Source organism: Micropruina sonneratiae, assembly GCF_025972045.1.
Classification (GTDB): domain Bacteria; phylum Actinomycetota; class Actinomycetes; order Propionibacteriales; family Propionibacteriaceae; genus Micropruina; species Micropruina sonneratiae.
Genome location: NZ_JAPDHX010000004.1, coordinates 354853 through 380812, shown reverse-complemented (window position 1 = coordinate 380812; position 25960 = coordinate 354853). Strand labels below are relative to the sequence as shown.

At 71.7% G+C, this 25960-nt stretch carries 26 protein-coding genes; 11 read left to right on the top strand and 15 right to left on the bottom strand.

The window, feature by feature from the left end; translation table 11 throughout:
* From OIE40_RS12775 to OIE40_RS12725, 11 genes are all read right to left on the bottom strand, one after another.
* The gene (locus OIE40_RS12775; protein WP_264702831.1) at positions 1–702 is read right to left on the bottom strand and encodes a hypothetical protein; all 702 of its coding nucleotides are present in this window, start codon (positions 700–702) and stop codon (positions 1–3) included.
* Positions 699–1094: a pilus assembly protein CpaE gene (locus OIE40_RS12770; protein ID WP_264702829.1), complete on the bottom strand. Its 396-nt coding sequence runs from the start codon at positions 1092–1094 to the stop codon at positions 699–701. The genes OIE40_RS12775 and OIE40_RS12770 overlap by 4 nt, the downstream gene beginning before the upstream one ends.
* A gap of 5 nt (positions 1095–1099) precedes the next feature.
* On the bottom strand, positions 1100–2164 hold the full coding sequence (locus OIE40_RS12765) for a hypothetical protein (protein ID WP_264702828.1): 1065 nt from the start codon (positions 2162–2164) through the stop codon (positions 1100–1102).
* Positions 2165–2326: 162 nt separating this feature from the next.
* Positions 2327–2962: a peptide-methionine (S)-S-oxide reductase MsrA gene (gene msrA, locus OIE40_RS12760; RefSeq protein WP_264702827.1), complete on the bottom strand. Its 636-nt coding sequence runs from the start codon at positions 2960–2962 to the stop codon at positions 2327–2329.
* A 71-nt stretch (positions 2963–3033) separates the two neighbouring features.
* Positions 3034–4536 (bottom strand): D-alanyl-D-alanine carboxypeptidase/D-alanyl-D-alanine endopeptidase, encoded by a 1503-nt coding sequence (dacB, locus tag OIE40_RS12755; protein ID WP_264702825.1) that lies wholly within the window; start codon positions 4534–4536, stop codon positions 3034–3036.
* 119 nt (positions 4537–4655) lie between these two features.
* A complete protein-coding gene (locus tag OIE40_RS12750) occupies positions 4656–5339 on the bottom strand; it encodes a uracil-DNA glycosylase (protein ID WP_264702823.1) in 684 nt (227 codons plus the stop codon).
* A complete protein-coding gene (locus OIE40_RS12745; RefSeq protein WP_264702822.1) occupies positions 5320–6522 on the bottom strand; it encodes an MFS transporter in 1203 nt (400 codons plus the stop codon). Before OIE40_RS12745 ends, OIE40_RS12750 begins: the two co-directional genes overlap by 20 nt.
* A gap of 31 nt (positions 6523–6553) precedes the next feature.
* The gene (locus tag OIE40_RS12740; RefSeq protein ID WP_264702821.1) at positions 6554–7324 is read right to left on the bottom strand and encodes an anti-sigma factor; all 771 of its coding nucleotides are present in this window, start codon (positions 7322–7324) and stop codon (positions 6554–6556) included.
* The gene (sigK, locus tag OIE40_RS12735) at positions 7317–7895 is read right to left on the bottom strand and encodes an ECF RNA polymerase sigma factor SigK (RefSeq protein WP_264702819.1); all 579 of its coding nucleotides are present in this window, start codon (positions 7893–7895) and stop codon (positions 7317–7319) included. The genes OIE40_RS12740 and sigK overlap by 8 nt, the downstream gene beginning before the upstream one ends.
* Positions 7896–8028: 133 nt before the next feature.
* Entirely contained in the window at positions 8029–8682 is a 654-nt protein-coding gene (locus OIE40_RS12730; protein WP_264702817.1) for a fasciclin domain-containing protein, read from the bottom strand.
* A 128-nt stretch (positions 8683–8810) separates the two neighbouring features.
* Complete coding sequence (locus OIE40_RS12725; RefSeq protein ID WP_264702815.1) at positions 8811–10328, bottom strand: molybdopterin-dependent oxidoreductase; 1518 nt, start codon at positions 10326–10328, stop codon at positions 8811–8813.
* A 101-nt stretch (positions 10329–10429) separates the two neighbouring features.
* On the opposite strand from OIE40_RS12725, the gene OIE40_RS12720 reads away from it, so the two are divergent.
* From OIE40_RS12720 to OIE40_RS12710, 3 genes are read left to right on the top strand one after another with little or no spacing between them, the layout of a single operon-like run.
* Positions 10430–11599 carry an AI-2E family transporter gene (locus tag OIE40_RS12720; RefSeq protein ID WP_264702813.1) on the top strand — a complete coding sequence of 390 codons (1170 nt, stop codon included), beginning with the start codon at positions 10430–10432 and terminating at the stop codon, positions 11597–11599.
* Between the two features lie 45 nt (positions 11600–11644).
* On the top strand, positions 11645–12535 hold the full coding sequence (locus tag OIE40_RS12715) for a hypothetical protein (protein WP_264702811.1): 891 nt from the start codon (positions 11645–11647) through the stop codon (positions 12533–12535).
* Positions 12532–12927: a DUF2089 domain-containing protein gene (locus OIE40_RS12710; RefSeq protein WP_264702810.1), complete on the top strand. Its 396-nt coding sequence runs from the start codon at positions 12532–12534 to the stop codon at positions 12925–12927. The genes OIE40_RS12715 and OIE40_RS12710 overlap by 4 nt, the downstream gene beginning before the upstream one ends.
* A gap of 97 nt (positions 12928–13024) precedes the next feature.
* Here the strand turns inward: OIE40_RS12710 and OIE40_RS12705 are convergent, their stop codons facing one another.
* The 3 genes from OIE40_RS12705 to OIE40_RS12695 all read right to left on the bottom strand — a co-directional run bounded on the left by OIE40_RS12705 (position 13025) and on the right by OIE40_RS12695 (position 14563).
* Positions 13025–13261, bottom strand: a complete 237-nt coding sequence (locus tag OIE40_RS12705; protein WP_264702808.1) for a hypothetical protein — start codon at positions 13259–13261, stop codon at positions 13025–13027.
* A 291-nt stretch (positions 13262–13552) separates the two neighbouring features.
* Entirely contained in the window at positions 13553–14065 is a 513-nt protein-coding gene (gene greA / locus OIE40_RS12700) for a transcription elongation factor GreA (RefSeq protein ID WP_264702806.1), read from the bottom strand.
* A gap of 96 nt (positions 14066–14161) precedes the next feature.
* Positions 14162–14563 carry a DUF4307 domain-containing protein gene (locus tag OIE40_RS12695; RefSeq protein ID WP_264702805.1) on the bottom strand — a complete coding sequence of 134 codons (402 nt, stop codon included), beginning with the start codon at positions 14561–14563 and terminating at the stop codon, positions 14162–14164.
* A gap of 84 nt (positions 14564–14647) precedes the next feature.
* Here OIE40_RS12695 and mca point away from each other — a divergent pair, with 84 nt between their 5' ends.
* The 6 genes from mca to OIE40_RS12665 all read left to right on the top strand — a co-directional run bounded on the left by mca (position 14648) and on the right by OIE40_RS12665 (position 20470).
* Positions 14648–15580 carry a mycothiol conjugate amidase Mca gene (mca, locus tag OIE40_RS12690; RefSeq protein ID WP_264702804.1) on the top strand — a complete coding sequence of 311 codons (933 nt, stop codon included), beginning with the start codon at positions 14648–14650 and terminating at the stop codon, positions 15578–15580.
* 36 nt (positions 15581–15616) lie between these two features.
* A complete protein-coding gene (locus OIE40_RS12685) occupies positions 15617–15784 on the top strand; it encodes a hypothetical protein (protein WP_264702802.1) in 168 nt (55 codons plus the stop codon).
* Entirely contained in the window at positions 15781–17847 is a 2067-nt protein-coding gene (locus OIE40_RS12680; RefSeq protein WP_264702801.1) for a thioredoxin domain-containing protein, read from the top strand. Before OIE40_RS12685 ends, OIE40_RS12680 begins: the two co-directional genes overlap by 4 nt.
* 175 nt (positions 17848–18022) lie before the next feature.
* Positions 18023–18676, top strand: a complete 654-nt coding sequence (gene trhA / locus OIE40_RS12675) for a PAQR family membrane homeostasis protein TrhA (protein WP_264702800.1) — start codon at positions 18023–18025, stop codon at positions 18674–18676.
* Between the two features lie 17 nt (positions 18677–18693).
* The gene (locus OIE40_RS12670; protein WP_264702799.1) at positions 18694–19632 is read left to right on the top strand and encodes an NAD(P)-dependent oxidoreductase; all 939 of its coding nucleotides are present in this window, start codon (positions 18694–18696) and stop codon (positions 19630–19632) included.
* Positions 19633–19660: 28 nt separating this feature from the next.
* Positions 19661–20470: an isoprenyl transferase gene (locus OIE40_RS12665; protein WP_413774496.1), complete on the top strand. Its 810-nt coding sequence runs from the start codon at positions 19661–19663 to the stop codon at positions 20468–20470.
* A 76-nt stretch (positions 20471–20546) separates the two neighbouring features.
* Here the strand turns inward: OIE40_RS12665 and OIE40_RS12660 are convergent, their stop codons facing one another.
* Complete coding sequence (locus OIE40_RS12660) at positions 20547–22919, bottom strand: glycoside hydrolase family 31 protein (protein ID WP_264702796.1); 2373 nt, start codon at positions 22917–22919, stop codon at positions 20547–20549.
* A 542-nt stretch (positions 22920–23461) separates the two neighbouring features.
* On the opposite strand from OIE40_RS12660, the gene phoH2 reads away from it, so the two are divergent.
* Together phoH2 and moaA are read left to right on the top strand one after the other, a co-directional pair.
* Positions 23462–24805: an RNA 5'-3' helicase PhoH2 gene (phoH2, locus tag OIE40_RS12655; RefSeq protein WP_264702794.1), complete on the top strand. Its 1344-nt coding sequence runs from the start codon at positions 23462–23464 to the stop codon at positions 24803–24805.
* 116 nt (positions 24806–24921) lie between these two features.
* On the top strand, positions 24922–25959 hold the full coding sequence (gene moaA / locus OIE40_RS12650) for a GTP 3',8-cyclase MoaA (RefSeq protein WP_264702792.1): 1038 nt from the start codon (positions 24922–24924) through the stop codon (positions 25957–25959).
* The last annotated feature ends 1 nt before the right edge of the window (position 25960 follow it).

Here is a 25960-nt window from a genome sequence, read left to right as displayed (position 1 = left end):
CTACTTCTTCAGGGTGATCCAGAGCGCCCGGCTGAGCGCCAGCAGCTCGCCGTCGGCGGTGTGCAGCGCCGCGGCGGTGTCGTACTTGCGGCCGTCGCGTCCGAACGACCAGCCGGTCAGCACACAGCGCTCGCCCTGGTCGGGTGCTCGGTGGACCTGCGCGGTGAAGCGGCCCAGCAGCATCAGGCCGTCCCAGCTGGCGAAGCAGCCGTAGCCGAACAGCGAGGGACAGTCGACGCTGGCCCACACGATCTCCGATCGAACCACGCCGTCGTGGCAGACCGTGGCGTCCGGCACCCAGGGCGCCGCGGCGAGGCGGCGTCCGGCCACCGGCCCGGGAAAGATGTGCAGGCCGTCCGGGCGTTCGGTGCCGCATACGAAGCACTGCGGGTAGGGGTGATCCACCAGCCAGGGGCAGCCGGACGCCGCCCGCTCGGCTTGCGCGAACGACGGCGGCTCGGGGACGGCCATCCGCAGCGACGCCGGCCTGGCGGTCGCAACCGTCGTGGCACCGTGGCTCACGGTGATCGCGTCACCGTCGCGGGCGACAGCCAGTGCGACGTCCAGTGGCGGGGGGCTGAGCAGGGTGACCTCGGTCGGCCCGCACGGCGATCCCAGCGCGGCCGCGACCGCACCGGCGCTGTAGCCGCCGTTGCCGGAGGTGTCGGGGCCGCGGAAGCGGTGCCCGATCATCACCGTCACGTCGCCTCCAGGGTGTGCAGCACGGCCCGCGCGTAGGCCCGCTCGGCGTCGATGTCGAGATGTCGGCTGCCGTCGGTCAACGTCACCGCGTAGCCGCCCGGCACGGCGGCCAGCGCGTCGAACCGCTCGCCGAGGGCCTCGCGCAGCTGCTCCTCGCGGGGCAGCCACAGCACCCGGCGCGAGTCGATCGAGTCCAGCGCCCACTCGGTGGTGCCGTTGAACTTGAACACGCTCGCCCCGCCCGGCACCTCCTGCACCTGAATGACCATCTCGGCCACGACGAACACGTCCTCGGCCAGCTCGCCGCCGGGGATGGTGAACCGGTCCCCATCGCTCGGACGCCAGGGCAGGCCGGCGGTGCGCAACCGGGTGGCGAGGTCGGCGTCGATCATGCCGGTCAGGATAGTTGGAACAGCCGCTGCCCCGAACCGGCCGTGATCAGCGCCGGCGTGGCCGCCCACGCCGCGGTGACCGGATCGGTGCCGGGCGCGGTCCTCTCGCGCCAAGAACCCGCCCGACCGGACCCGGTGCGCACCGTCTCGCCGTCGCCGGCGCCCAGCAGCAACCCGCCGGCGGACGCCGCCACCCGCACCTGCTCGACGGGCCGGCCATCGGCCGGACGCGAGGCGAGAGAGCCCGGCAGGTCGAGGGTCGAGACGGCAAGGTCGGGGCCGATCGTCCATGCGATCACCCGGTCGTCGTCCACGCCGCCGACCAGCCAGCCCCCCTCGAAGGCGGCCACCGATTGCGCGGTGACGGTCGAGCCGGCCGCGGGCAGGTCGATGCGTGACCAGTCGGCGGCCGGGTCGGTCGCCGTCCAGGCCACGGCCCGGGTGCGTAGCGGTTCCAGGTCGATGAGCTGGCCGACGACCATCAACCGGTCCCCGCCCGCCACGGCGTGGGCCTGGCCCATCGCGACACGCGTCGACGCCAGTGCGGTGCCGGTCGAGGAGCGCCGCCGCCAGCGCTGCCTGTCCAGCAGCCAGATGCTCGGATCGTTGCCGGCGGCTTCGCTCTGCCACGACCCGACGATCGTCGGCCGGTCACCGGCGAAGGCGACTCCAATCAGCTGCCCGGCGCCCCAGCCGTGGAAGACGTCGAACGGCTGTTCCCACTCCTCGACGCCGCCGCTGCGGTCGCCGCCGAACACCGACCAGCGGGCATTCCCGTGTGCCCCGCCCCGGGTCACCCCGACGGCGGCCAGCCGGTCGCCCCACGCCGCGAGCGACAGCCAGCCCGCCTCGCGTCCGTAGCCGGTGACCGGGCGCACCCCGATCGGACCGTCCGGGGCCTGCAGACCGAGGCCGGCCGTGCCGACCAGCAGCCCGCCGGCCAGGGTCGTGAGGGCCTGCGGTTCGGCGTCCAGGTGCACCTCACGCCACTGCTCGGACGCCGCACAGCCGGCCTGCGCCAACCCGGCCAGCGCCGCACCCGCCAGCAGGGCACGGCGCGACAGGGTCATGCGCCGAGTATCCGCCCGCCGCACCGGTCCGCACGGGATCTCGGGAGTCGTGACGGGGGTCAGGTCGATGCCTTTCGGTTGCAACGCGACAGTGACGAGCGCAGACGAGGGTGCGCAGCGACCGACGTCGCTGCGCACCCTCATCAGAGCGGGGGAGACCCGTCAGGCGCCCGGGTTGCAGGTCACGCCCGTGGCGTGGATCGGGCAGTACCCGCGCGGATTCGCCTCCAGGTACTGCTGGTGGTAGTCCTCGGCGTAGTAGAACTCGCCCAGCGGCGCGATCTCGGTGGTGATCGGCCCGTACCCGGCCTGGGTGAACCGCGGTTGCACGGCGTCACGGACGGCGACCGCCCGCTGCGCCTGGTCGTCGTCGAGGGTGTAGATGCCCGACCGGTACTGGGTGCCGCGGTCGTTGCCCTGCCGGAAGCCCTGGGTCGGGTCGTGGTTCTCGAAGAACACCGCCAGGACGTCCTCGTAGGACAGCTTCTTCGGGTCGTAGACGACCTTCACGACCTCGGCGTGCCCGGTGCGCCCCGAGCAGGCCTCCTCATAGCTGGGGTTCGGCGTGTAGCCGCCGGCGTAGCCCACCGCCGTGTTCAGCACGCCGGGGGTGTTCCAGTACAGCTTCTCGGCGCCCCAGAAGCAGCCGAGACCGAGGTAGGCCACCTCGGCCCCCTCGGGCACCCGGTCGACGGGGTGGCCGAAGACCCGATGGAAGAACGGGTGGCTCAGCACCGGTGTCTCGCGGCCGCGCAGGGCCACCCGGGGATCGACCATGGTCGGTTTGGTGAACAGCATGTTGCCTCCTGAGCTGTGCAACCACGGGTGCCGCTGCCGCATTCCGCGAGCGGCGCCGGGCCGCCCCCGGGTCAGCCCTTCCAGGCCGCCAACGTGGCGCCGAACTTGTCGAACACCGGACGCGGGGTGCTGCCCGAGTACCGACCCAGCAGCGAAAAGATGTACAGGCGTCCGTTGCGGCCGGTCACGTAGCCGCTGAGAGCGGTGACCCCCGACAGGGTGCCGGTCTTGGCGCGCAGGTTGTTCTGCGCGGCGGTGCCGACCATGCGGTCGGTCAGGGTGCCGCCGACGGCCGGGTCGGCGTTGCCGGCCACCGGCAACGCGTTGTAGAAGGTGCCGAACCAGACCTGTTCGCGGGCGTACTGCAGCAACCGCACGACGACCCGCGCCGTCAGCTTGTTGCGGTGCGCCAGCCCGGAGCCGTCCACGATCGTCACCGAACCGGGCACGGACTGGGTGCCCTTCAGCCAGCGCAGCACCCGGGAGGCGCCGGCCTTCCAGGTGCCCGCAGTCCCCTCCCGGCGTCCGAGCCACTTGATCAGGTGCTCGGCGATGCCGTTGTTCGACGGCTTCAGCAGGTACTTCACCACGGTGCTCAGCGGCGCCGAGGTGTCGCCGGCCAGCTTGACCCGCTTGGACGGCGTCGCACCGGTGATCGGCGAACCCTTGACGGCGACGCCCAGTGCTCGCAGTTCCCGGGTGAACACGTGGGCGACGTAGGCGGCCGGGTTGTTGATCGTCACCGTGGTGCTGCCCTTGCTGCGCTTGAGTGCGATCGACCCGGTGACGGTGAGCGTGTTGGTGCCGGAGGTGCGCCGCACGCTGATCCACGAACTGCTGCCCGCCTTGCCGGTGGTGGTCTTGTTGACCAGTTTCACGAAGCTGTCGGCCAGGGCGGGGGTGACGCTCAACGAGGCCTTCTTGCCCTTGGCCGATCCGGGCCCGTAGTTGACCAGGATGGTGCCGACCTTCAGGGCCGACGACGGGGCCATCGTGAGCGCCGAGATCTGCGGGGCGTAGGACCAGTTGTAGTCGCGGGAATCCCAGTAGTCGTTGTAGCGGTCGTTGTCGTAGAAGGTGCCGTCGCCGACCACCGAGCCGGTGACGGTCTTCACCCCGGCCGCCTTGACCTGCTTCGCCAGCGCGACGAGGTCGGAGCGTTGCAGGGTCGGGTCGCCGAAGCCGCGCAGGTAGAGCCGCTTCACGGTGCCGCTGCTGGAGGGTTCGGACGCCGCATAGACCCCCGTCGAAAAGGTGCGGTCCGCCCCCAGAATGTCGAGCGCCGCCGCCGCGACCACCAGTTTCATGTTGGACGCCGGGGTGATCGCCGTGTTCGGTGACGTCCGGTACTGGGTGCGGTTGGTCGCCGCATCGACGACGACGGCGCCCACGGTGGCCTTCTTCACGCGTGAGTCGGCCATCACCGTGCCGAGCTTGCCGGCCAGCGCGGCGTCCGTCGCCGTCGGGACGGCCGTGCCGCCGGGGATGGCCGAGGCGGGGGCGGGAACCAGCAGCAGACTCACACTGCACAGGGCGGTCAGCGGGATCAGGGCAGCGCGGCGCAGGGGGGTCATCGCAATCTCCATCGGGGGGTGATGTGTGTGGTCACCCTTACATAGGCGTTCGGCCGAAACCAGCCACCTTGAGACTTTGCTGAGAACTGTGGGGCGGCTGTGCGGCCCGCGTCGCGGTGTCAGGCCGCGGCCGGGAGCGCCCAGTCGATGGGCTCGGCGCCTTGGGTGGCCAGCGCGGCGTTGGTCCGGCTGAACGGCCGCGAACCGAAGAAGCCCGAACGGGCCGACAGCGGCGAGGGGTGCGCCGAGGCGATCACCGGAACGTCGCCCAGCATGGGCCGCAGACCCTGGGCGTCGCGCCCCCACAGGATCGCCACCAGCGCACCGCCCCGCGCGACGAGGGCCTCGATGGCGCACTGGGTGACCTCCTCCCACCCCTTGCCGCGGTGCGATCCGGGAGCGCCCGGCCGAACGGTGAGCACCCTGTTCAGCAGCAGCACCCCCTGGTCGAACCAGGCCGAAAGGTCGCCGTGCGGGGCCGGCGCGACGCCCAGGTCGTCGCGCAGTTCGGTGTAGATGTTCACCAGCGAACGCGGCAGCGGCCGCACCTGTGCCGCCACCGAGAACGACAGCCCGACCGCGTGTCCAGGGGTCGGGTAGGGGTCCTGGCCCACCACCAGCACCCGGACGCCGGCCAGCGGCCGGCTGAACGCCCGCAGCACGTTCTGCCCGGCCGGGAAGTAGCCGCGGCCGGCGGCGAGCTCGCCGCGCAGGAAGTCGCCCATCGCGGCGATCCGCGGCGCCACTGGTTGCAGCGCCTCCGCCCAGTCGGCGGCCACCAGGTCAGGCAACGGTTTCGGCATCGGGCCTCCGCTTGTCGAGTCGGGCCGGGATGAGGGCGGCGGCGACGGTGCCGGCGAGCAGGATCGCCGTCCCGACGCTGAACGCGGCCGGCATGCCCAGCTGGTCGGCCAGCACGCCCGCCACCAGCGGGCCGAGGATCGCCCCGATGTCCCCGACCATCGAGTAGATCGCCACGGGCTGGCTGCCGGCCCCCTTGGTCGCATCGCCCAGCGCGGCGGTCGGGGCGGTGCCGAGGGCGGCGGCGCCGACTCCGTAGACGCAGAGCAGCACGATCAGCACCTGCAGGTTGCCGGCGAACGGAATCGCTAGCGTCGACAGGGCCGCGAGCAGCCCGCCGACCACCATCACCGGACGGCGTCCCATCACGTCGGTGGCGCGACCGGCCGCGGGCAGCGCGGCGGTCTGGGCGACGGCGGCGATCGCGAACGCGATTCCGGTCCAGGACGGGTCGGCGCCCAGCCCGGTGACCACCAGGATCGGCACCAGAGACGAACGGACGCCGAAGCTCTGCCAGCCCTGCCCGAAGCTCATCAGGCAGGCGGCCCGGAACCGGCTGTCGGCGGTGACCTCGCGCAGCGTCCGGGTGGGGGGCGCGGCGGCGGCCTCGGCCATCCCGGGCGGGTCGTGCAACTGGGTGAACGCGATGGTGCCCGAGATCACCAGCGTGCCGGCGTAGAAGAAGAACGGGGCGGTCAGCGAGATGTGGGTGAGCAGCCCGCCGATCGCCGGGCCGGTCATGCCGCCCAGCAGGAAGCCGCCCTGGTAGAGACCGCTGGCACGGCCGCGCAGCTCGGGACCGACGCTGGCGAGCAGGAGCGCGGTGGCCGAGATGGTGAACATCGCCGAGCCGACGCCGCCGACGGCGCGCCAGACCAGCAGTTCGGCGTAGCTACCGGCGAAGCCGCACAGCGCCGAGGAGACCCCGACTATCCACATGCCGATGCCGATCGTGCGGCGGTGGCCGATCCGGTCGGAGAAGCGCCGCACGAACGGGCTCATCGCCAGCCGGAAGCCGGCGAACGCCGACACCACCAGCCCGATCAGGAAGTTGGACACCCCGAACGACGCGGCGAACACCGGCAGCACCGGGATCATCACGCCGAACCCGACGGCCACGAAGAAGGCGGACACCGCCAGCATCACGACCGTGCGCGGCAGCGTGTTGGCCAACCTGAACCTCACCGGCTCAACATAGTGGGGCCGCGGGACCGGGCTACAACCCGATCTCGATGATCACCGTGGTCGGCTCCGTCGAGCCGCCGGGGGGCTCCACGCTGATGCCCGCACCGGTCGCGTCGCGGGCGTCGCCCTCGAGCAGCATGGTCTGGTCGGGGGCGTCCGCCATCAGTCCGGCCGAGGTCGGCCCGCCGCTGGGGTGCATCAGCCAGGCCTGGTGCACGGTGCCCGCCTGCGCGGGGGCCATGCCCTGGGTGATCAGGACGGCCCGGCCGAGCGAGTTCGACCGCACCAGGGTGGCGCTGCCGCCCCCCGGGGCGGACGACGTGGCGCGCACGGCGTCCGGTGCGGCGAGCACGTCGGCGGCGGTGATCGCGCGCGGCGCCCACGGCTGCCACACCGAGATCCCGATCACTGCGACCACGGCCAGGGCCGCGGCGACCAGCACACGCCAACGCTCCCAGCCGGAGCGGTCGCGTGCGGGCAGGGCGGTGACGGTGGCCGGCTGGGTGTCGGTGGCCGGCGGGTCGTCGGTGGCCGGCCGGGTGTCGGTGATCGGTGGCTCCTTGGCGGCCTGCGCACTCGGCGCGGGCAACTGTGCCACGGCGTCCAGCACCGCGGCGCGCAGCGTCTCGGGAGGTTCGACGGCGAAGTCGGAGCCCCAGTCGGCCAGGGTCTCGCGCAGGCCGTCCAGTTCGTCCCGGCAGTCGGCGCACTGCGCCAGGTGGGCCTCGAAGGCGGCACGCTCGTCGGGCGTGAGCGCGTCCATCGCGTAGCCCGCCACCTGGTCGTGCAGGTCGTCAGTCATGACCGTCACCCCCCAACGCCGCCTTCAGCCGGGTCACTCCGTCTCTGATCCGGGATTTCACCGTACCGAGCGGGACCCGCAATTCGTCGGCCACCTCGGCATGCGTGAGGCCGTCCAGGAAGGCCAGTTCGACCGCCTGGCGTTGCAGGTGGCTGAGCCCGTGCAGGGCCTTGCGCACCCGTCCGGCCTCCACCGACGCCACCGCCTGCTCGGCCACGTCGGGCTGTCCGGCGGCCGCGTCCTCCAGTCCGTAGGCCGAGTCCCGCACCGTCGAGGCCTGGACCGAGCGGACCCGGTCCACCGCCCGGCGGTGGGTGATGGTGAGCAACCACGCCAGGCCGCTGCCGCGGTCGGGCGCGTAGCCCGCGCAGCGCTGCCACGCCTCCACGAAGATCTCCTGCGCGACCTCCTCGGCGAGCGCGGGATTGCGCAGCACCCGCAGCGCGAGCCCGTACACCTTCGCGGCGGTGAGGTCGTAGAGCGTGGCCATCGCGGACTGTTCGCCGGCGGCGCACGCCAGCAGCGCGTGCCCGACCGGATCACTCCCACGTGGCTCGTCGACGGCCTCCACCTCCCTCCTGGCGGCGACCCTACGCGTCGCTGTCGCCGGCGTCCTCCCCTTTTGAGGCGGGGCGTGGCGTCTCGACCCGTTGAGGCAGCCACCACGCCCCACGCTCGCGGCTCCCCCCGAAGCCGCGATCGGGTCACATCGACGGCATCAGGACGCCGTCGATGAGGTAGACCGTCGCATTCGCGGTCTGGACGTTGCCGCACACGACGGTGGCTTCACCGACCATGAAGTCCTCGCCGGAGCCGGTCACGGTGATGGTGCCCCCGGCGAGCGTCTTGTGTTCGCCCGCCAACTGGTCGGGCGAGAGCCGTCCCTCGACCACGTGGTTGGTGAGGATCTTGGTCAGCATCTTCTTGTCCTTCAGCGCCGCGTCCAGGTCCTTCTTGGGGAGCTTGGCGAAGGCGTCGTCGACCGGGGCGAAGACGGTGATGTCGGACGCGTTGTTGAGGGTGTCCACCAGACCGGCCTTCTTCACGGCCGTCACCAGGGTGGACAACGCCGGGTTGTTGCTCGCCGCGGTCGCGACCGGGTCCTTGGCCATGCCTTCGAACGAGCCGGCGCCACTCGTGGGCACCGACGCGCAGCCCGGGCCGAACTGGGCCATTGCGGTGTCGGACGCCCCCATCGACGGCGACATCGGCATGCTCGACGACGAGGTCATCGGCATGCTCGATGACGACGTCATGGGTTCGGACCCGCTGGACATCGGGGTGGCGGTGGTGCTGCACGCGGCCAGCGGAAGCAGCAGAGCGGCGCTGAGCCCGGCGATCCTGATCGAGGTGCGCATGATGGTGTCTCCTTCTGCCGGGAGGATCCGGCGGTGGTGTACCTCACTGTCAGAAGGGATTCGGAGCGCCCCGGCGTCCGGATTGGTGCGGATCGTGATCTGTTGGGGACGGTTCCGCCGGTCCGGGGTCAGTCGACGTTCAGCACGACGCTCTGCAGGCCGGAGGCGCCATCGGGGAAGGGTGTGGCCCGCTGCTCTGTCTGGGGGCTGCCGTTGTCGTCGATGACGCGGCACTCCAGGGTGTGCTGGCCGGAGTCGGCCTGCCAGACGTACTTCCACTGGCGCCAGAAGTCGATGCCGGCGTCCGGGCCCATCGTCGCCTCGCGCCATTCGCCGCCGTCGATGCGCACCTGGACCCGGGCGACGCCGATGTGCTGGGCCCAGGCGACGCCGGCCACGATCACCTCACCGGGCTGGATCCGGGCCAACGGACGCGGCACGTCGATCCGGCTGGACGGCTTGACCGGTCCCTGCTCGGCCCACCCGCGCTGCGTCCAATACGAGGCCTGCTGGGCGTAGGTGGTGAGGGTGAGCTGGGTGAGCCACTTGGTCGCCCCGACGTAGCCGTACAGCCCGGGCGTGATCAGCCGCGCCGGGAAGCCGTGCTCGGCCGGCAGCGGCCTGCCGTTCATGCCGATCGCCACCAGGGCGTCCCGGTCGTCGGTCAGCGCCTGGATCGGGGTGCTGACGGTGAACCCGTCGGTGGAGCGGCTCAGCACCTGATCGGCGCCGGCCTGGACGCCGGCCCGCTCGAGCAGGTCGCGGGTGCGCACGCCCAGCCAGCGCGCACCGCCGATGTAGGGCCCGCCGACCTCGTTGCTGACGCAGTTCAGGGTGACGTCGCGCTCGATCAGCGGCAACGCGGTCAGCTCCTGCCAGGTGAGGCTGAACGGGTGGTCGACGAGGCCGTCGATGCTCAACCGCCAGTCGTCCACCGACACCGAGGGCACCAGCAGGCTGATGTCGACCCGGTAGAAGTCGGCGTTCGGGGTCGTCCACGGCGACAACCCGTCCACGGACAGCCCCTCACTGAGCGGCGCGAGCGTCTCGCCGGCCCGGGGCAGTACGACATCGGTCGCGGCGGTCGTGCGGTTGGCGAACCACTGCCCGCCGATCACCGCCGCGGCGCTGCCGACGCCGGCCGCCGCGGTGCCGGTCAGGAAGGCGCGCCGGGGCAGGGCACGCGGTGCGCCCTGCGGCTCGTCGACCGGACGCCGGGGCAACAACCACCACAACACGGCCGTCCCCACGCCGAACGTCACCGCCGCGGGCAGCAGGGCCAGCGAACCGGACGACGGTGCCGTCACGGCAGCCACGGCGGCGATCAGGCTGAGCACCGCCGGCCCGGCCCAGACCAGCCAGGTCCGGCGCACGGCGAGCGCACCGATCAGGGCACCCAGGGCGAGCACGACGACGATGACGCCGCCGACCAGTACGGGCTTGTCGTTGGTGCCCAGGGTGGAGACCGCCCACTCCTTCACGGGGGTCGGCGCCAGGTCGATCATCCGGCCGGCCACGGCGACCGCCGGCGACGAGACGGGCGAGACCAGTCCGGCGATCAGATGCCCGGCGGCCAGGCCGGTGATGGTGGCCAGCACGCCGACGACAGGGCCCTGCGACGTCCCTGGAGTTCTCTCGGTGGGCATCGCGCCTCCTTCGGTCACGCTGCATTCGGAGCCGACCGGTGCCCTGGATTGGTACCTCGTCCACAGTAGGGTGGGCGCCGACCTCACGAAAGGACACCCCCGTGTCGTTCAGCCTGTTTCGTCGATCCCGCCGGCGCGTCTCGACCCAGGTGACCAGCCCCGAGCCCCAGGTCGTGCTCGTCGAGCAACCGGCCGCGGCGGAAGAAGTCATCCCGCAGGGTGTCCGCACCGCCGCCGGCTGGGCATGGCGGGGGCTGCTGTTCGCCGCCGTCATCTGGGGGGTCGGCTGGCTTCTCGGCGAGTTCTCCGAGGTCAGCGTCCCGCTCGCCATCGCCTTCCTGCTGACCGCGCTGATGGCGCCGCTGGCGCACCGGCTCAAGCAGTGGAACTGGCATCCGTTGCTGTCCGCCGCGGCCTGCCTGCTCGTCCTGGCGTTGATCGTCGCGGGTATCGGCTGGGGCATCGGCGCGACCGCGGCGAAGCAGGCGCCCGAGCTGGTCGACCAGTCGGTGGCCGGCTTCAACCAGTTGGTGCAGTGGCTGGGGGAGGGGCCGCTGGGCATCGACCAGGCTCAGATCGACCAGTGGATGAACTCGCTGACCACCTGGATCAGTGACTCGCGCGATCTGCTGGCCGGCTACGCGGCCAAGGTCGGGACGTCGGTCGGCCACTTCTTCGCCGGCCTGGCCATCGCGCTGATCGCGACCTTCTTCTTCCTGGCCGAGGGGCAGCACCTGTGGCAGGGGTTCCGCGGCCTGCTGCCCGAGCGCTACCAGGGCGACGCCCACACCGCGGCCGAGCGCGGCTGGGCGTCCCTGGTCAGCTACATGCGCGCGCAGGTCATCGTCTCCGCCGTGGACGCCGCCGGTGTCGCGATCATCGCGGCGTTCATCGGCGTCCCGATGGCGCTGGCGCTGTTCGCGCTCACCTTCGTCGTCTGCTTCATCCCCGTCGTCGGTGCCGTGATCGCCGGCACGGTCGCCACGTCGCTGGCGCTGATCACCCACGGCTGGGTGGCGGCGCTGATCATGCTGGGCGGCACGATCGCGGTGATGTGGCTGGAGTCGCACCTGCTGCAGCCGCTGCTGCTGGGCCGGGCGGCCTCGCTGCACCCGTTGGCCGTTCTGCTCGGCATCGCGATCGGCGCCCAGCTGGGCGGCATCGTCGGTGCCCTGGTCGCGATTCCGGTGATGGCGTTCGGGGCGGCGTTCATCCGCTCGCTGCGGGGGATGCACGGGCCGGTGTCGGCAGACGCTAAGGGAAACCACTGAGCCCTGGAGCTTTATATTCTCGAAACTCGGGTTTAGATTTGCTGCATGGCAGCTGAACCGGATCTCACCACCATTCTCGAAGACCTCGCAGCCGGACGGATCGACGCCGCCGAGGCGGCCCGCCGGATCGACGAGGCGAAGGCGGCGGCGGAGGCCGCTGCGGCGCGGTCGGGCGAACCCTCCGACGCCGAGGTGGCCGACGAGGTCGCCGCCGACGGCCCTCAGCATTCCGCCGGTGTCTTCAGCCAGCCGCCGTTCGTGGACGAGACGCCGCCGCCGCGGGCCCGGCAGGCGTCCGGCACCAAGGGTGTGGACCGGATCAGCGTGCGGGCCGTGGGCCGGCGCGTCCGGGTGGTAGCGGACGGCGCGGTCGCCACCGCGTCGGTGGACGGCCCGCACGTGCTGCGCCGGACCGGCTCGGTCCTCGAGGTGACCAGCGACGGCGACCAGGGCCCGAGCCTGGACGGCTTCATCCTGCGCCCGCCGCGCAGCTTCGACGACCTGCGCGCGCTCGGCCTGGGCAAGGAACTGCTGGTGCGGGTCAACCCCGGCATCACGGTGGACGCCGAGGTTACCGGTGGCACGCTCACCACCGAGGGCGTGCCCTACTTGGGCAAGGTGCGGGTGACCGCCGGCGGGGCGACCCTCGACAGGGTCGCCGAGGCAAACGACGTGCTGGTGCAGGCCGGCTCGGCCACGATCCGCGGCGACCTGGCGACGGGCCGCTCGCGGATCCGGTGCGAGTCGGGTTCGCTCGACATCACCCTGGGCGAGCGGTCGAACGTCACTGTGCGCAGCGAGGTGCAGCTGGGCAAGGTCAGCTGGGCCGGCGCCGACAACGACAGCGTCGACGAGGTGGTGCTCGGCAACGGCGCCGCCCGGCTCGACGTCGGCGTGGTGATGGGCTGGGCGACCATCAAGGCGGACCTGCGATGACCGTGCGAACGGCCACGAGCGGTGTCCGTCCGCCGGTGGACTGCCCGGTGTGCGGCGACGAACTGGTCACCAGCCGGCTCGGCTGCCCCGGCTGTGGCACCGAGTTGTCGGGTCACTTCGCCCGGTGCTCGTTCTGCGCGCTGGACGCCAAGGAGCTCGAGTTGCTCGAGGTGTTCCTGTCCTCGCGGGGGAATCTGCGCGAGGTCGAGAAGCATCTGGGGGTCTCGTACCCGACCGCGCGGGCCCGGTTCACCGACCTGCTGGTGAAGCTCGGCCTCGCCGGCGAGCCGGACCCCCCCACGCCCGGCTCACGTGAGCAGGTGCTCGCTCAGGTGGCGGCCGGAACCCTGGCCCCCGACCAGGCGGCCGCCCTGCTGGCCCGCCGGGGCTGACCCCGTCGTACTGCTCGCCTACTACCGAGCGCTCGCGAAGCTTCGCGAGCGCTCGGTAGTTAGGCGAGCGCGGGGAGGGGGTCAGTGTCAGGGCGGGTCAGCCGGCGGCCGACGCCTGGCAGAACACCGCCCGAGCCCCGGGTTCGAGGCCGACCTCGATGCCGGCGATGGTGGCCGGGTTGGTCAGCACCAGCCGCACCACCTCCGCCCGGGAGAACCCGGCGCGCGCCAGCGTGCCGAGCGCTGCGGCCAGCGGCAGGGCCGCTCCCGCCAGGTACGGCGTGCCGGCGACGTGGAGCCGGCCGTCGGCGCGCAGCTCCACCTCACCGCCCACCGGTGTCGTGTAGCGGCCGGGGGGCGAGCCGGCGATGGCGACCGAGTCCGAGACCCCAGTCCGAGACCGTCACCTGGTCCTTCGGCGACGTGCCGCCACCGCCGGCGGCAACGGCCATCGCAGCGGGGGCGTCCGACCCGGCGGCGATCGGGCAGGTCGGCCACACCAACCAGTGGCGCGACATCCTGACGGTCCTACGCGATGAGAGACCGCCCGCGGTCACCCTTGCGGACGGCCTGCGGGCGGTCGAGGTCTGTCAGGCGCTCGAAGGCTCGAACGCCTCGTAGAGGATCAGCCCTGGTAGGGGTGGACCTCGAGGATGGTCACCTCGATCGGCTTGCCATTCGGCGCCTCGTAGCTGACCTTCTCGCCGACCTTTCGGCCGATGATCGCCGTGCCCAGTGGGGACTGCGGCGAGAACACCTCGATGTCGGTCGAATCGTCCAGCGCCATGAGTTCGCGTGAGCCGAGCAGGAAGGTGTCGGTGTCGTCGGGGTCGTCGTCGTAGTAGATGGTCACCTGGTTGCCCGGCGCCACCTCGTCGGACGCCCCGGCGGGCGCTTCGCCCACCTGGGCGTGCCGCAACATCGACTCCAATTGCCGGATGCGGAGCTCCTGCTGTCCCTGTTCCTCGCGGGCGGCGTGGTAGCCCGCGTTCTCACTCAGGTCCCCCTCATCGCGGGCCCGCGCGATCTTGGCACGGACCTCTGCGCGCCCGTTTCCCTTGAGGTGCTCAAGTTCCGCGGTGGCGGCGTCGAACGCCTCCTGGGTCAGCCAGATCGTGTCAACCTGCTCGTCAGCCATCGGGAGAGCCTACCAACACCCATCAAGGGGTTGAGCACGGCCCGCCGGGTGTCCCCACCTCGGCCGCTCGGTAGTTGGGCGAGCGGTGATGGGGGCTCAGGTGACTGTGCAGCTCTCCACGCTGATCGCCGTGCCCCGCTTGAACGTCCGCAGGCTCACGTCGAGGCGGGTGAGCGGGTCGGTCCCCGGAGGGATCTCGACCCAGCGCTCGCCCACCCGGTCGTAGCTGACCGCCTGGACGATGACGAAGCACGACGCGGCGACGGTGGGGTCGGGCCGGTCGACCGCCAGCGTGGCCCGCATCTCGTTGTCGGAGACCACCTGGAAGGAGTCGATGCGCGCGGTGACGGGCGGGTTCGCTCGGTGCGAGGCCACCCACACCACGTAGCTGATCAGGGCGAACACCACGAACCCGAGCACCACCATGGCCGCGGGGGAGAGGCGCTGCGGCGGGTAGCGCCGCCGGATGCGTTCCTGGTCGCTGTCGGTGATCGTCACCCGGCTATTCTGCCCGGGCCGGACGGTGTCCGTCGGCTGACTGGTGCGCGTGCCGGCGGTTCCGGCGCTGGCACAATGGCGGCCATGTCGACCACCACGATCAGGGTGGACGCCGCCGGCGAGCCGCTCCGGCTGCTGCACGTCCACGCGCATCCCGACGACGAGTCGTCCAAGGGTGCGGCCACCACCGCCAAGTACGTGGCACAGGGCGTCCAGGTGCTGGTGGCGACCTGCACCGGCGGCGAGCGGGGCTCGATCCTGAACCCGAGGATGGAGAGTCCCGAGAACTGGGCGCGGATGGCCGAACTGCGCACCCAGGAGATGGCGCGGGCCAAGGTGATCCTCGGCATCGAGCAGACCTGGCTGGGCTTCGTCGATTCCGGCCTGCCCGAGGGCGACCCGCTGCCGCCGCTGCCTGAGGGTTGCTTCGCCCTGCAGGACGTCGACGTGGCGGCCGGCGCCCTGGTGAAGGTGATCCGGGAGTTCCGGCCGCACGTGGTCACCACCTACGACGAGAACGGCGGCTACCCGCACCCCGACCACATCATGTGCCACCGGATCACGATGGCGGCGGTCGAGGCCGCGGCCGACCCGGCGGCCTGGCCCGAGCACGGCGCGGCGTGGCAGGTGCTGAAGGTCTACTACCACATGAACTTCCACCGCGGCCGGCTGGCGAAGCTGGACGAGCTGATGCACGCACACGGGCTGGAGAGCCCGTACGCGGAGTGGCTGCAGAACTGGGACCGCGACGAGGTGGAGGACCGGCTGACCACCTTCGTGCCGTGCGCGGAGTACTTCCCGCTGCGCGACCACGCCCTGCGCGCCCACGCCACCCAGATCGATCCCGACGGGTTCTGGTTCGCCGTGCCGATGGCAATCCAGCAGGCCGGCTGGCCCACCGAGGACTACCAACTCGCCAAGTCGATGGTGCCGGTGACCCTGCCCGAGGACGACCTGTTCGCCGGCATCGACACCCGCGAGCCCGTCGTGGCGGACGCCTGGGCGTACTCGATCTGACACCGGCGTCCCGGGCGCTGCGGGTAGGCTCCGAGCATGGTGCTGTTCGACCTGGCCGAAGCGAGCTGGTTCCCCCTGGTGATGGTGTTCGGGATCGGTGTGGTGATGTTCTGCCTGTACCTGAGCATGCGCCGCGAGATCCGCAAGATCTCGGTACCGCCGCGCGATGCCCGCCCGGGCGCCGACGAGTCCGCCGACCGGTGACGAACCGACTCGACGGGGCGTCCAGCCCCTATCTGCGGCAGCATGCCGACAACCCGGTCGACTGGTGGCCGTGGAGCGCCGAGGCGTTCGACGAGGCCCGGCGCCGCGACGTCCCGGTGCTGTTGAGCGTCGGCTACGCCGCCTGCCACTGGTGTCACGTGATGGCCCACGAGTCCTTTGAGGACGCCGCGGCCGCGGCCCTGGTCAACGAGCATTTCGTCGCGATCAAGGTCGACCGCGAGGAACGTCCCGACGTCGACGCCGTCTACATGAAGGCAACCCAGGCGCTCACCGGCCAGGGCGGCTGGCCGATGACGGTCTTCCTCACCCCGGACGGGCGGCCGTTCTTCGCCGGCACCTACTACCCGCCGCAGCCGGCCGGTGGCATGCCGTCGTTCACCCAGGTCGTCACCGCCCTGGCCGAGGCCTGGACGACGCGCCGCGACGAGGTGCTGACCAGCGCGGACGCCATCGTCGCCCACGTCAGCAACGAGTTCGGCGCCCTGCCCGCCCCCGAGCGCATCGATCTGGCCGCCCTGCACGAGAAGCTGTCGGCCGACTTCGACGCGGTGCACGGCGGATTCGGCCGGGCGCCCAAGTTCCCCACGCCGGGCGTGCTGGACGCCCTGCTCGTCACCGGCGAGCCCGCCTCGCTCGACCTCGCCCAGCGCACCCTGGAGGCGATGGCCCGCGGCGGCATCCACGACCAGCTCGGCGGCGGCTTTCACCGCTACAGCGTCGACGCCGGCTGGGTGGTGCCGCACTTCGAGAAGATGCTGTACGACAACGCGCTGCTGCTGGGCAGCTACACCCGCGGCTGGTGCCGCACCGCCGACCACGACCAGGGCCTGCGGCAACTGTTCGAGCGGGCAGCGCGCGGCATCGTCGGCTTCCTGGCCGACGACCTGCAGCTCGACGGCGGCGGGTTCGCCGCCAGCCTGGACGCCGACTCCGCCGACATCACCGGCACGGTGCACGAGGGCATCTACTACGCGTGGTCGCCGGCCCTGCTCGCCGACGCGCTCGGTGAGGCGGACGCCGACTGGGCCTGCGGCGTGTTCCACGTCACCGAACGCGGCACCTTCGAACACGGCCTGTCCACCCTGCAGCTGCGCGGGACGCCCGATCGGGGCCGGCTGGACGGCGTGATCGAGCGGCTGCGCGCCGCCCGCTCCACCCGCTTCGTGCCGGCCCGCGACGACAAGCTGGTCGCGGCCTGGAACGGCTTCGCGATCGACTCGCTGGTCAATGCGGCGCTGGTGTTCGGCGAGCCGGCCTGGCTCGATCTGGCCCGCGCGGCGGCCGAGGCGTCCTGGGGGCAGTGGAGCGCTGACCGGCTGCGCCGCACGAGCCTGGACGGGCACGTCGGCGACTCGCCCGCCATGGCCGAGGACCACGGGGCCCTGGCGCTCGGCTTCGCGCGGCTGGCCGGCGCGACCGGGGACGCGCGCTGGCTCGACCGGGCGGTGCTGCTGTTGGAGCGGGCACTGGAGCTGTTCACCGCCCCCGACGGCGGCTTCTTCGACGCTCCCGACGAACCGGCGGCTGCCGTCGACGGCGGTGAGGCGCAGGGTCCGCAGCCCTTCGCCCGCGCCCGCGACACCTCCGACAACCCGACCCCGTCGGGCACGGCGTGCCTGGTGGCGGCGCTGCGACTGGTCGGGCTGCTGGCCGACCGGGCCGACTTCGGCGCACGGGCGGACGCCGCCGCCGCGACCCTGCACGGCATGGTCGAGGCCGCGCCCCGGTTCGCCGGCTGGGCGTTCGCCGACATCCTGATCGCCGACCAGGCCGCGAACCGGCTGGCACCGGCCGTTGCCGTGCTGGTCACCCCCGACGACCCGAGCCCCATCGAGGAACTCGCTTCGGCGGCGGCCAGGATGGCTCCCGCGGGCACGGCGCTGCTGGCCGGACCGGTCGGCACCGGCGGCTTCGCCCACCACTTCGACGATCGCGAGGCCCGCGATGGCGCCACCACGGCCTACGTGTGCCGTGGCACGGTCTGTTTCGAGCCCGCCACCGAGGTGAAGGCGCTCCGCAAGGCGTTGTGGCAGCGGCTCTGATTCAGGGCCGGAGAGGTCCGTCCACATCGGGCACCGAGTTCGGTGCCTGATCTGGACCCACCTCGCAGGCGGCCATGACGGGATGGGATGCACAGGGGGTTGACAGCCCCGAAGTTTGATACGCAACCGTAAGTTACGTTACCGTAGGTATGTGACTTCGACCCTAGGACGACCGATGGAGCACACCGACGTCCCGCTCCCGCTCAAGCCGCTGATGCGGGGCTGGCTGCACCTGGCGATGACCCCGATCGCCTTCCTGGCCGGGCTGGTGCTGATCGTGCTGGCCCCCACCGTGACCGGCCGGATCGGTGGCGCGGTGTGGCTGCTCGCCGCGGTCGAACTGTTCGGGGTCAGCGCCACCTACCACCGCGGCACCTGGGGCGAACGCACCCAGCTGATGCTGCGCCGGCTCGACCACGCCAACATCTTCGTGTTCATCGCCGCCTCGTACACCCCGCTGGCGCTGATGCTGCTCAGCCCCGGCAGCCGCACCCTGCTGCTGGTCCTGGTCTGGGCGACCGCCGCGGCCGGCGTCTTCTTCAACCTGGTCTGGATCCACTCACCGCGCTGGCTGCACACCGCGCTGTACCTGCTGATGGGCTGGGCCGCGCTGGGCTGGATCGGCGAGTTCTGGGCCAACGCGTCACTGCCGGTGTTCGTGCTGATCGCGCTGGGCGGCTTCGTCTACAGCGGCGGCGCCGTGGTCTACGCGCTCAAGAAGCCCGACCCGTCGCCGCGCTACTTCGGCTACCACGAGATCTTCCACGCCTGCACGATCGTCGCCGCGATCTGCCATTTCGTGGCGATCGCGCTGGTCACCCTCGGCTGAGTGCCACAGTGGGGGGCATGTTGCTCATCGTTCCCACCGACGCCCCCTTCGAACTCGATCCGGTAGAGGGGGTGGACGTCCTCTCCTACGACCCGGACGCCGACCTCACCGACGCCCACCTGGCCGCGGACGCCGCCGTGGTGTGGGGGTTCGCGTCGCCGATCATCGAGCAACTGCTCGCCGCCCCGAACCTGCGCTGGATCCAGACCCTGACCGCCGGCCCCGACCCGGTGCTGGCCGCCGGCTTCCCCACCTCGGTCCAGGTCACCACGGGCCGCGGATTCCACGACGAGACGGTCGCCGAGCACACCATCGCGCTCACCCTGGCCGGGCTGCGGCAGCTGCCCGAGGCCGCCGCCGCCCAGCGGGAGCATCGCTGGGCGTCCGAACTGAGCGGTTTCAAGCCGCTGCACGACGGCGTGACGCTGACCACCCTGATCGGCTCGCGGGTGACCATCTGGGGCTTCGGTTCGATCGGACAGACCTGCGCCACCCGGTTCGCGGCCTTCGGGGCGTCCGTCACCGGGGTGGCGCGCAGCGCCGGCGAGCGCGGCGGCTTCCCGGTGGTGGCCACCGATCAGGTGGACGAGCTGCTGCCGCAGACCGACGTGCTGGTGCTGGTGCTGCCCAAGAGCCCGGAGACCACCAACGTGGTCAACGCCGAGCGACTCGCACTGCTGCCCGACTACGCGTGGGTGGTCAACGTCGGCCGCGGCGTCGCGATCGACGAGGACGCCCTGGTCGACGCGCTCGAGGCCGGCACCCTCGGCGGTGCGGCGCTGGACGTCATGCAGATCGAGCCGCTGCCCGCCGATTCGCGGTTGTGGGACGCGCCGCACACCATCCTCACGCCGCACAACGCCGGTGGCCGCCCGCTGCACACCAAGGAGTTCATCACCGACAACCTGCAGCGGCTGCTGGCCGGCGAGAAACTGCGCAACCTGGCGCCCAGGTGAGCCTCTCCGCCCCGCTATTGTGACCCCCATGGAGTGGGGCACCCGCATCGCCAGAGCGCTCGGTGCCCTCGACCCCACCGGGCTGCTCTACCGCACCTACGAGCGACGGCTGCGCTCCCAGCTCACCCCCGAACGGCTGCCCCGGCACGTCGCGGTCATGGCGGACGGCAACCGCCGCTGGGCCCGCCGCAACGCACCCTCCGAGCCGGTCGCCGTCGGTTACGACGCCGGCGCGGGCAAGCTCAAGGAGTTCGTCACCTGGTGCGAGGAGGTGGGCATCCCGACGGTCACCCTTTGGGTGCTGTCGACCGAGAACCTGGACCGCTCCGGCGATCACGAGTTCGCGCCGCTGCTGCAGGCGATCGAGGACCTCGTCGTCGACCTAGCCACGGACGGGCGCTGGCGGGTCCGCATCCTGGGTGACCTCGACCTGCTGCCGGCCGCGATGGCGGACCGGCTGCGTGAGGCGTCCGCCCAGACCGAGGGCCGCGAGGGCATGCAGGTCAATGTGGCCGTCTCCTACGGCGGACGCCACGAGCTGCGGGACGCCTTCCGCTCGCTGCTGGCCGCCGAGGCGGCCAAGGGCACCAGCCTGGACGAGCTCTCCCGCACCCTCGAGATCGACCAGATCGCCGATCACCTCTACACCGCCGGCCAGCCCGACCCCGACCTGGTCATCCGCACCTCGGGAGAGCAGCGCCTCTCCGGCTTCCTGATCTGGCAGTCGGCGCACAGCGAGTTCTACTTCCACGAGGCGTTGTGGCCCGACTTCCGTCGGGTCGACTTCTTCCGCGCCCTGCGCTCCTACGCCCAGCGCGAGCGCCGCTTCGGCCGCTAGCCGGACGCCCTCGCCCCGGGATCCCGGCGTCCGCCGGGATGACGAATCCCCGTCGTCACGGGTTTGCCGCGGGATCTCAGTCCTCAGCGAGCAGGATCTCGTACAGGGCAGCGCGCAGCGGGTCGGGGAAGTCGAGGCCCTCCAGGCGGCGGATCACCTCGGTCACGTCGCCCGGACGCTCGATCGAGTGCCAGATCCGTTCGGTGAGCATGTACTCGCCCTGCACGCCGCGCAGCAGCTCGAAGGCCCGTTCCCGCTTCGTCGGCCCGCCGCGGGTCAGGCCGGTCACCCGCGCCACCACACCGGACGCCGTGGCGACGTCGCCCAGCTCGACCCGCACCCCCGTGGAGCCCGGCCGGATCGTCGCGCCCTCCGCGGCGGCGCCGTCCACGCCGTGCAGCACCAGCGTCCAGCTGCGCTGCGCCGGCACCACCTCGGCCGCTCCCTGTGCCGCGCCGATGGTGAACGTGGCCGCGGCGTCGTCCCAGCTCAACGGCGTCCGCACGGCGCGCGGCTCGGCCGCGTCGTCGTCCTCGTACAGGGTGAACGCGCCGTCGGCACCCGGGAACACGTGCACCTCGAACGCGGTCGGGTTGCCGATGCCGAACTCGCCGTCGGCGCTCAGCGGCACGATCGCCCCGTCGCGGGCGAGGACGGGGTAGTCGCCCAGCCGCCGGTGCAGGTGGACGATCCCTTCGCCGGTGTAGCGCAACCCGGTGAAGAAGTCGGTCCAGCCGCCGGCGGGCAGCCACGTGGTCACCGCGGCCAGCCCCGTCCCACGATCGGCGGGCGAGGTGATCGGCGCGACCAACAGCTCGGTCCCGAACAGGTAGGTGTTGCGGTAGCCGTAGCCGCGCTGCGAGTACAGGTCGCCGGCCGGGTCGGCGTGGTACAGCGGACGGCACAGCGACTCGTTCGTCCGGTGGGTGTGCTCGTTCATCGTGTACAGGTAGGGCAGCAGCCGGTGCCGCAACCGCAGGTAGTCGACCATCACCGCGGCGTGCTCGGCGGGGAAGTTCCACGGCTCCTTGCCCATGAACGGGCTCAGCGTGGAGTGCAGCCGGTTGATCGGGGCGAACGCGCCGTACTGGTACCAGCGGGTGACGAGTTCGTTGTTACGGTGGCCGAACATGTGGCCGCCGATGTCGTGGCTCCACCAGCCGAAGCCGATGTTGGCGGCGGTGTTGGTGAACCGCGGCTGGAAGTCCAGGCTGGCCCACGAGTTGATCGTGTCGCCGGAGAACCCGACCGGGTAGCGGTGCGACCCCGGCCCGGCGTAGCGCGAGAACGTGATCGGACGGCGGCCCTTGCGCGCGCTGTCGAGGTAGTGGAAGTGGTTCAGCAGCCACAACGGGTCGAGGCCGGCCACCGCGGTGTGGGTGCCCTGCTGCCAGTCTAGCCACCAGAAGTCGACCCCGGCGTCCTCCAGCGGGTGGTGCACCTGCTCGAGGTAGTTGACCAGGAAGTCCGGGTCGGCGATGTCGAAGTCGACCGGTTGCTCGGTGGCCGGGTCGATGCCCATCGCCTGCGCCATCCGCCGGTACGGCTCCTCGAAGGCCCGGACGCCGTCGGCCGGGTGCACGTTGAGCGACACCTTCAGGCCGTGCTCGTGCAGCCAGCTGGTGAACCCCTCCGGGTCGGGGAACAGCTCGCGGTTCCACGTGTAGCCGGTCCAGCCGGTGCCGTATTCGGGCGGGACGTCGACCAGGTGCCAGTCCATGTCGAGCACGGCAACGCTGAACGGGATCCGCTCCGCCTCGAACCGTTCGATCAGCGCCTGGTACTCGGCGGCGGTGTAGGGGTGGTAGCGGCTCCACCAGTTGCCCAGCGCCCACCGGGGCAGCAGCGGCTGCGGCCCGGTCAGGCGGTGGAAGTCGTTCAGGGCGTCGATGTACCGCTCGCCGTGGGCGAACAGGTAGACGTCGGTGTTGCCCGGCACCCGCGCCGCCACCCAGCCGTCGGAGTCCAGGGCCATCGTCGTGCTGTCGTCCAGCACCGCCGAGCCCAGCAGGCCCAGGACACCGTCCTCGAGGTCGGTCGGGCCGTCCACCTCGTCGAGGGTGCGCGCCGTGCCGCCCAAGTTCGAGTCGCCGCCACCCCACAGCTGCTGGCGCTCGCCGTAGCGCCAGGTGCGCCGGTGTCCGGTGCCGCCGACCAGATGCGCGTACAGGCCGCCGGGGCTGAACGGCGCCTCGTCGTAGCTGAGCTGGACGGTGTCGGTGACGATCTCGATGCCGTGCTTGGTGGTGTTCACCGTGAACGGCACCGGCTCGAACGCGCGGTTGATGACGGTCTGGGTGGCACGGTCCTCGAACTGGCCGGTCGAGGAGTACTCCAACCGGAACAGCGAGTCGGTCAGCACCGTGATCCGGTACGTCTCGCCGCGCACCTGGGACCGTTCGGGAGCCAGAGGAGTGGTGGGCAGGATCAGGCGTTCCGGAAGCGTCATGCGCCGCAGTCTAGGGAGGTTGCCGACGACAGGTGGCCGGCGCGGGGCGTCCGTCTCGCTCTTCGCCGCCGGCTACAGCCTGGTCATGTCGCACCTGCCGAGCCGGTACCAGCCCGGCCCGAACCAGCGCTGTTTGCCGTCGGTGGCGAGGGTCGCGGTCTGACCGCTCAGCGTGCGCGCAGGCGGCGCAGCCGACCAGGCCGGCCACCGCGGTCGCGATCTTCAGGGATGCGCAGCCATGCCGGTCATCGTCACCCAGGACGGGTTCAGCCCCGCCGCCGATCCGCCGGGGCGTCCCACCCCGGCGGGTGAACGTTGCGTGACGAAGGGCGACACGCGCGGGTCCGCGGCCGGGGTTCGGCTCGGGCTCAGGCTTACAGTGCAGACACGGCCATCGACCTGGCCGTCCAGGAGGAACGAATGCGTCGTTTGGCTCTCACGGGTCGAACCCGCGGGCCTGCACCAGGGCCAGCACTTCCCGGCTGATCACATCGCGTGAGGCCGGCGTCGGTGCAGCGTGCGGCCTCAGGACAGGACAGCTCGTGCCCCGTACAGCCAGCAGTTCTCCCCGGGTCGCCGAGACCGCAGCCGCCACCGCCGTGCGCAGCTACGTGATCGACACCTCCGTGCTGCTCAGCGATCCGCACGCCCTGCGCAACTTCGACGAGCACGAGGTGATCGTGCCGATCGTCGTGGTCACCGAACTCGAGGCGAAACGCAACCATCCCGAGCTCGGCTACTTCGCGCGCACGGCGCTGCGGTACCTCGACGAGTTGCGGATCGCGAACGGACGCCTCGACCTGCCGATCGCGGTCAACGACGCCGGCGGCACCCTGCACGTGGAACTCAACCACTCCGATCAGACCGTGCTGCCGCACGGTTTCCGGCTGGGCGACAACGACTCCCGCATCCTCGCCGTCGCGTTGAACTACTCCGCCGAGGGCCGCGACGTGGTGCTCGTCAGCAAGGACGTGCCGCTGCGGGTGAAGGCGTCCGCGGTCGGACTCGCGGCGGAGGAGTACCGGTACGAACTGCCCTCGGACACCGGCTGGACCGGGATGGCCGAGGTCGAGGTCGCGAAGGCCGGCATCGAGGCGCTGTACGCGGCCGGCACGGCCGTGGTGCCCGAGGCCGTCGACCTGCCCTGCCACAGCGGTGTGGTGCTGCACGGCGCGAACTCGACGGCGCTCGGCCGTGTGCTCCCGGACGGCTCGGTGAAGCTGGTCCGCGGTGACCGGGACTGTTTCGGCATCCATGGCCGTTCGGCGGAACAGCGGGTGGCGCTCGACCTGCTGCTCGACCCGACCGTCGGCATCGTGTCGCTGGGCGGCAGGGCGGGCACCGGCAAGTCGGCGCTGGCGCTGTGCGCCGGGCTCGAATCGGTGCTCGAGCGGCAGCAGCACTCCAAGGTGATCGTGTTCCGACCGCTGTACGCGGTCGGCGGCCAGGAGCTCGGCTACCTGCCCGGCACCGAGGGCGAGAAGATGTCGCCGTGGGCGCAGGCGGTCTTCGACACCCTCGGCTCGGTGACCAACCGCAACGTGATCGACGAGGTGATCGCCCGGGACATGCTTGAGGTGCTGCCGCTGACCCACATCCGCGGCCGGTCGCTGCACGACGCGTTCGTGATCGTCGACGAGGCGCAGTCGCTGGAACGCAACGTGCTGCTCACCGTGCTCTCGCGCATCGGCCAGAACTCCCGGGTCGTGCTCACCCACGACGTTGCCCAGCGCGACAACCTGCGGGTCGGCCGCCACGACGGCGTCGTCGCCGTGGTCGAGAAGCTGAAGGGGCATCCGCTGTTCGCCCACGTCACGCTGACCCGCTCGGAGCGCTCGCCGATCGCCGCCTTGGTCACCGACCTGCTCGAGGACATCGGGATCTAGGCCGCCACCCCCTCCCAGCGCTCGGTAGTTAGGCGAGCGGTGGGAGGGGGTGGGGTCGGTCCAGGGCCGGAGATCGGCCGTCCGGGGCGTCCTCGGTGTCGCGTAGCCTGTCGGTCATGACTGTTGGGGTGCGGACGCCGTTGGTGCTGGCCGATGCCCACGGCCGGGTCGCGACCGACCTACGGGTGTCGCTGACCGACCGCTGCAACCTGCGCTGCACCTACTGCATGCCCGCGGACGGTCTGGAGTGGTTCCCGACCGAGGAGGTGCTGACCGACGACGAGGTGCTCCGGGTGCTGCGGGTCGCCGTCGAGCAGCTCGGGGTCACCAAGGTCCGGTTCACCGGCGGTGAGCCGCTGCTGCGCAGGTCACTGGAGCGCATCGTGGCCGGCACCAAGCGACTGCGCACCCGCACCGGCGGGACGCCCGAACTGTCGCTCACCACCAACGGGATCGGCCTCGACAAGCGCGTTCACGCCCTGGCCGAGGCGGGGTTGGACAGGGTCAACGTCTCGCTCGATTCGCTGGATCGCGACCGGTACGCCGCCCTGGCCCGCCGCGACCGGCTGGACGCCGTGCTGGCCGGCCTGGCAGCCGCCGAGGCCGCCGGCCTGCTGCCGGTGAAGGTCAACAGCGTGGTGATGCGTGGGGTCAACGAACCGGACGTGGTGCCGCTCGCCCAGTTCTGCCTCGAACGCGGCTACCAGTTGCGCTACATCGAACAGATGCCGCTGGGACCGCGGCACGAATGGGACCGGTCGAAGATGGTCACCCAGGCCGAGTTGCTGGCCCTGCTGGGGCAGCGGTACCGGCTCGCGCCGGCGTCCGAACAGCGCGGGTCGGCACCGGCCGAACTGTGGCGGGTCGCCGCCGACGACACCCAGCCCGGCGGGCTGATCGGGGTCATCCCCAGCGTCACCGCACCGTTCTGCGGCGCCTGCGATCGCACCCGGATCACCGCCGACGGGCAGATCCGCACCTGCCTGTTCTCGCGCACCGAAACCGATCTGCGGACGCCGTTGCGGGCCGGCGCGTCCGAGGAGGAACTGGCCCAGGTGTGGGCTGGCGCGCAGAGCCGGAAGGCGCCGTCGCACGGTATCGGCGAACCCGGCTTCGAGCAGCCGGCCCGGACGATGAGTGCGATCGGGGGATGAG

Excerpts from the sequence above, each read along its gene's own strand:
- OIE40_RS12770 (WP_264702829.1), bottom strand. The coding sequence starts at position 1,094 with ATGATCGACGCCGACCTCGCCACCCGGTTGCGCACCGCCGGCCTGCCC.
- OIE40_RS12765 (WP_264702828.1), bottom strand. The coding sequence starts at position 2,164 with ATGACCCTGTCGCGCCGTGCCCTGCTGGCGGGTGCGGCGCTGGCCGGG.
- msrA (WP_264702827.1), bottom strand. The coding sequence starts at position 2,962 with ATGCTGTTCACCAAACCGACCATGGTCGATCCCCGGGTGGCCCTGCGC.
- dacB (WP_264702825.1), bottom strand. The coding sequence starts at position 4,536 with ATGACCCCCCTGCGCCGCGCTGCCCTGATCCCGCTGACCGCCCTGTGC.
- OIE40_RS12750 (WP_264702823.1), bottom strand. The coding sequence starts at position 5,339 with ATGCCGAAACCGTTGCCTGACCTGGTGGCCGCCGACTGGGCGGAGGCG.
- OIE40_RS12740 (WP_264702821.1), bottom strand. The coding sequence starts at position 7,324 with ATGACTGACGACCTGCACGACCAGGTGGCGGGCTACGCGATGGACGCG.
- OIE40_RS12730 (WP_264702817.1), bottom strand. The coding sequence starts at position 8,682 with ATGCGCACCTCGATCAGGATCGCCGGGCTCAGCGCCGCTCTGCTGCTT.
- OIE40_RS12725 (WP_264702815.1), bottom strand. The coding sequence starts at position 10,328 with ATGCCCACCGAGAGAACTCCAGGGACGTCGCAGGGCCCTGTCGTCGGC.
- OIE40_RS12715 (WP_264702811.1), top strand. The coding sequence starts at position 11,645 with ATGGCAGCTGAACCGGATCTCACCACCATTCTCGAAGACCTCGCAGCC.
- OIE40_RS12710 (WP_264702810.1), top strand. The coding sequence starts at position 12,532 with ATGACCGTGCGAACGGCCACGAGCGGTGTCCGTCCGCCGGTGGACTGC.
- greA (WP_264702806.1), bottom strand. The coding sequence starts at position 14,065 with ATGGCTGACGAGCAGGTTGACACGATCTGGCTGACCCAGGAGGCGTTC.
- mca (WP_264702804.1), top strand. The coding sequence starts at position 14,648 with ATGTCGACCACCACGATCAGGGTGGACGCCGCCGGCGAGCCGCTCCGG.
- OIE40_RS12685 (WP_264702802.1), top strand. The coding sequence starts at position 15,617 with ATGGTGCTGTTCGACCTGGCCGAAGCGAGCTGGTTCCCCCTGGTGATG.
- trhA (WP_264702800.1), top strand. The coding sequence starts at position 18,023 with ATGGAGCACACCGACGTCCCGCTCCCGCTCAAGCCGCTGATGCGGGGC.
- OIE40_RS12670 (WP_264702799.1), top strand. The coding sequence starts at position 18,694 with ATGTTGCTCATCGTTCCCACCGACGCCCCCTTCGAACTCGATCCGGTA.
- OIE40_RS12665 (WP_413774496.1), top strand. The coding sequence starts at position 19,661 with ATGGAGTGGGGCACCCGCATCGCCAGAGCGCTCGGTGCCCTCGACCCC.
- OIE40_RS12660 (WP_264702796.1), bottom strand. The coding sequence starts at position 22,919 with ATGACGCTTCCGGAACGCCTGATCCTGCCCACCACTCCTCTGGCTCCC.
- moaA (WP_264702792.1), top strand. The coding sequence starts at position 24,922 with ATGACTGTTGGGGTGCGGACGCCGTTGGTGCTGGCCGATGCCCACGGC.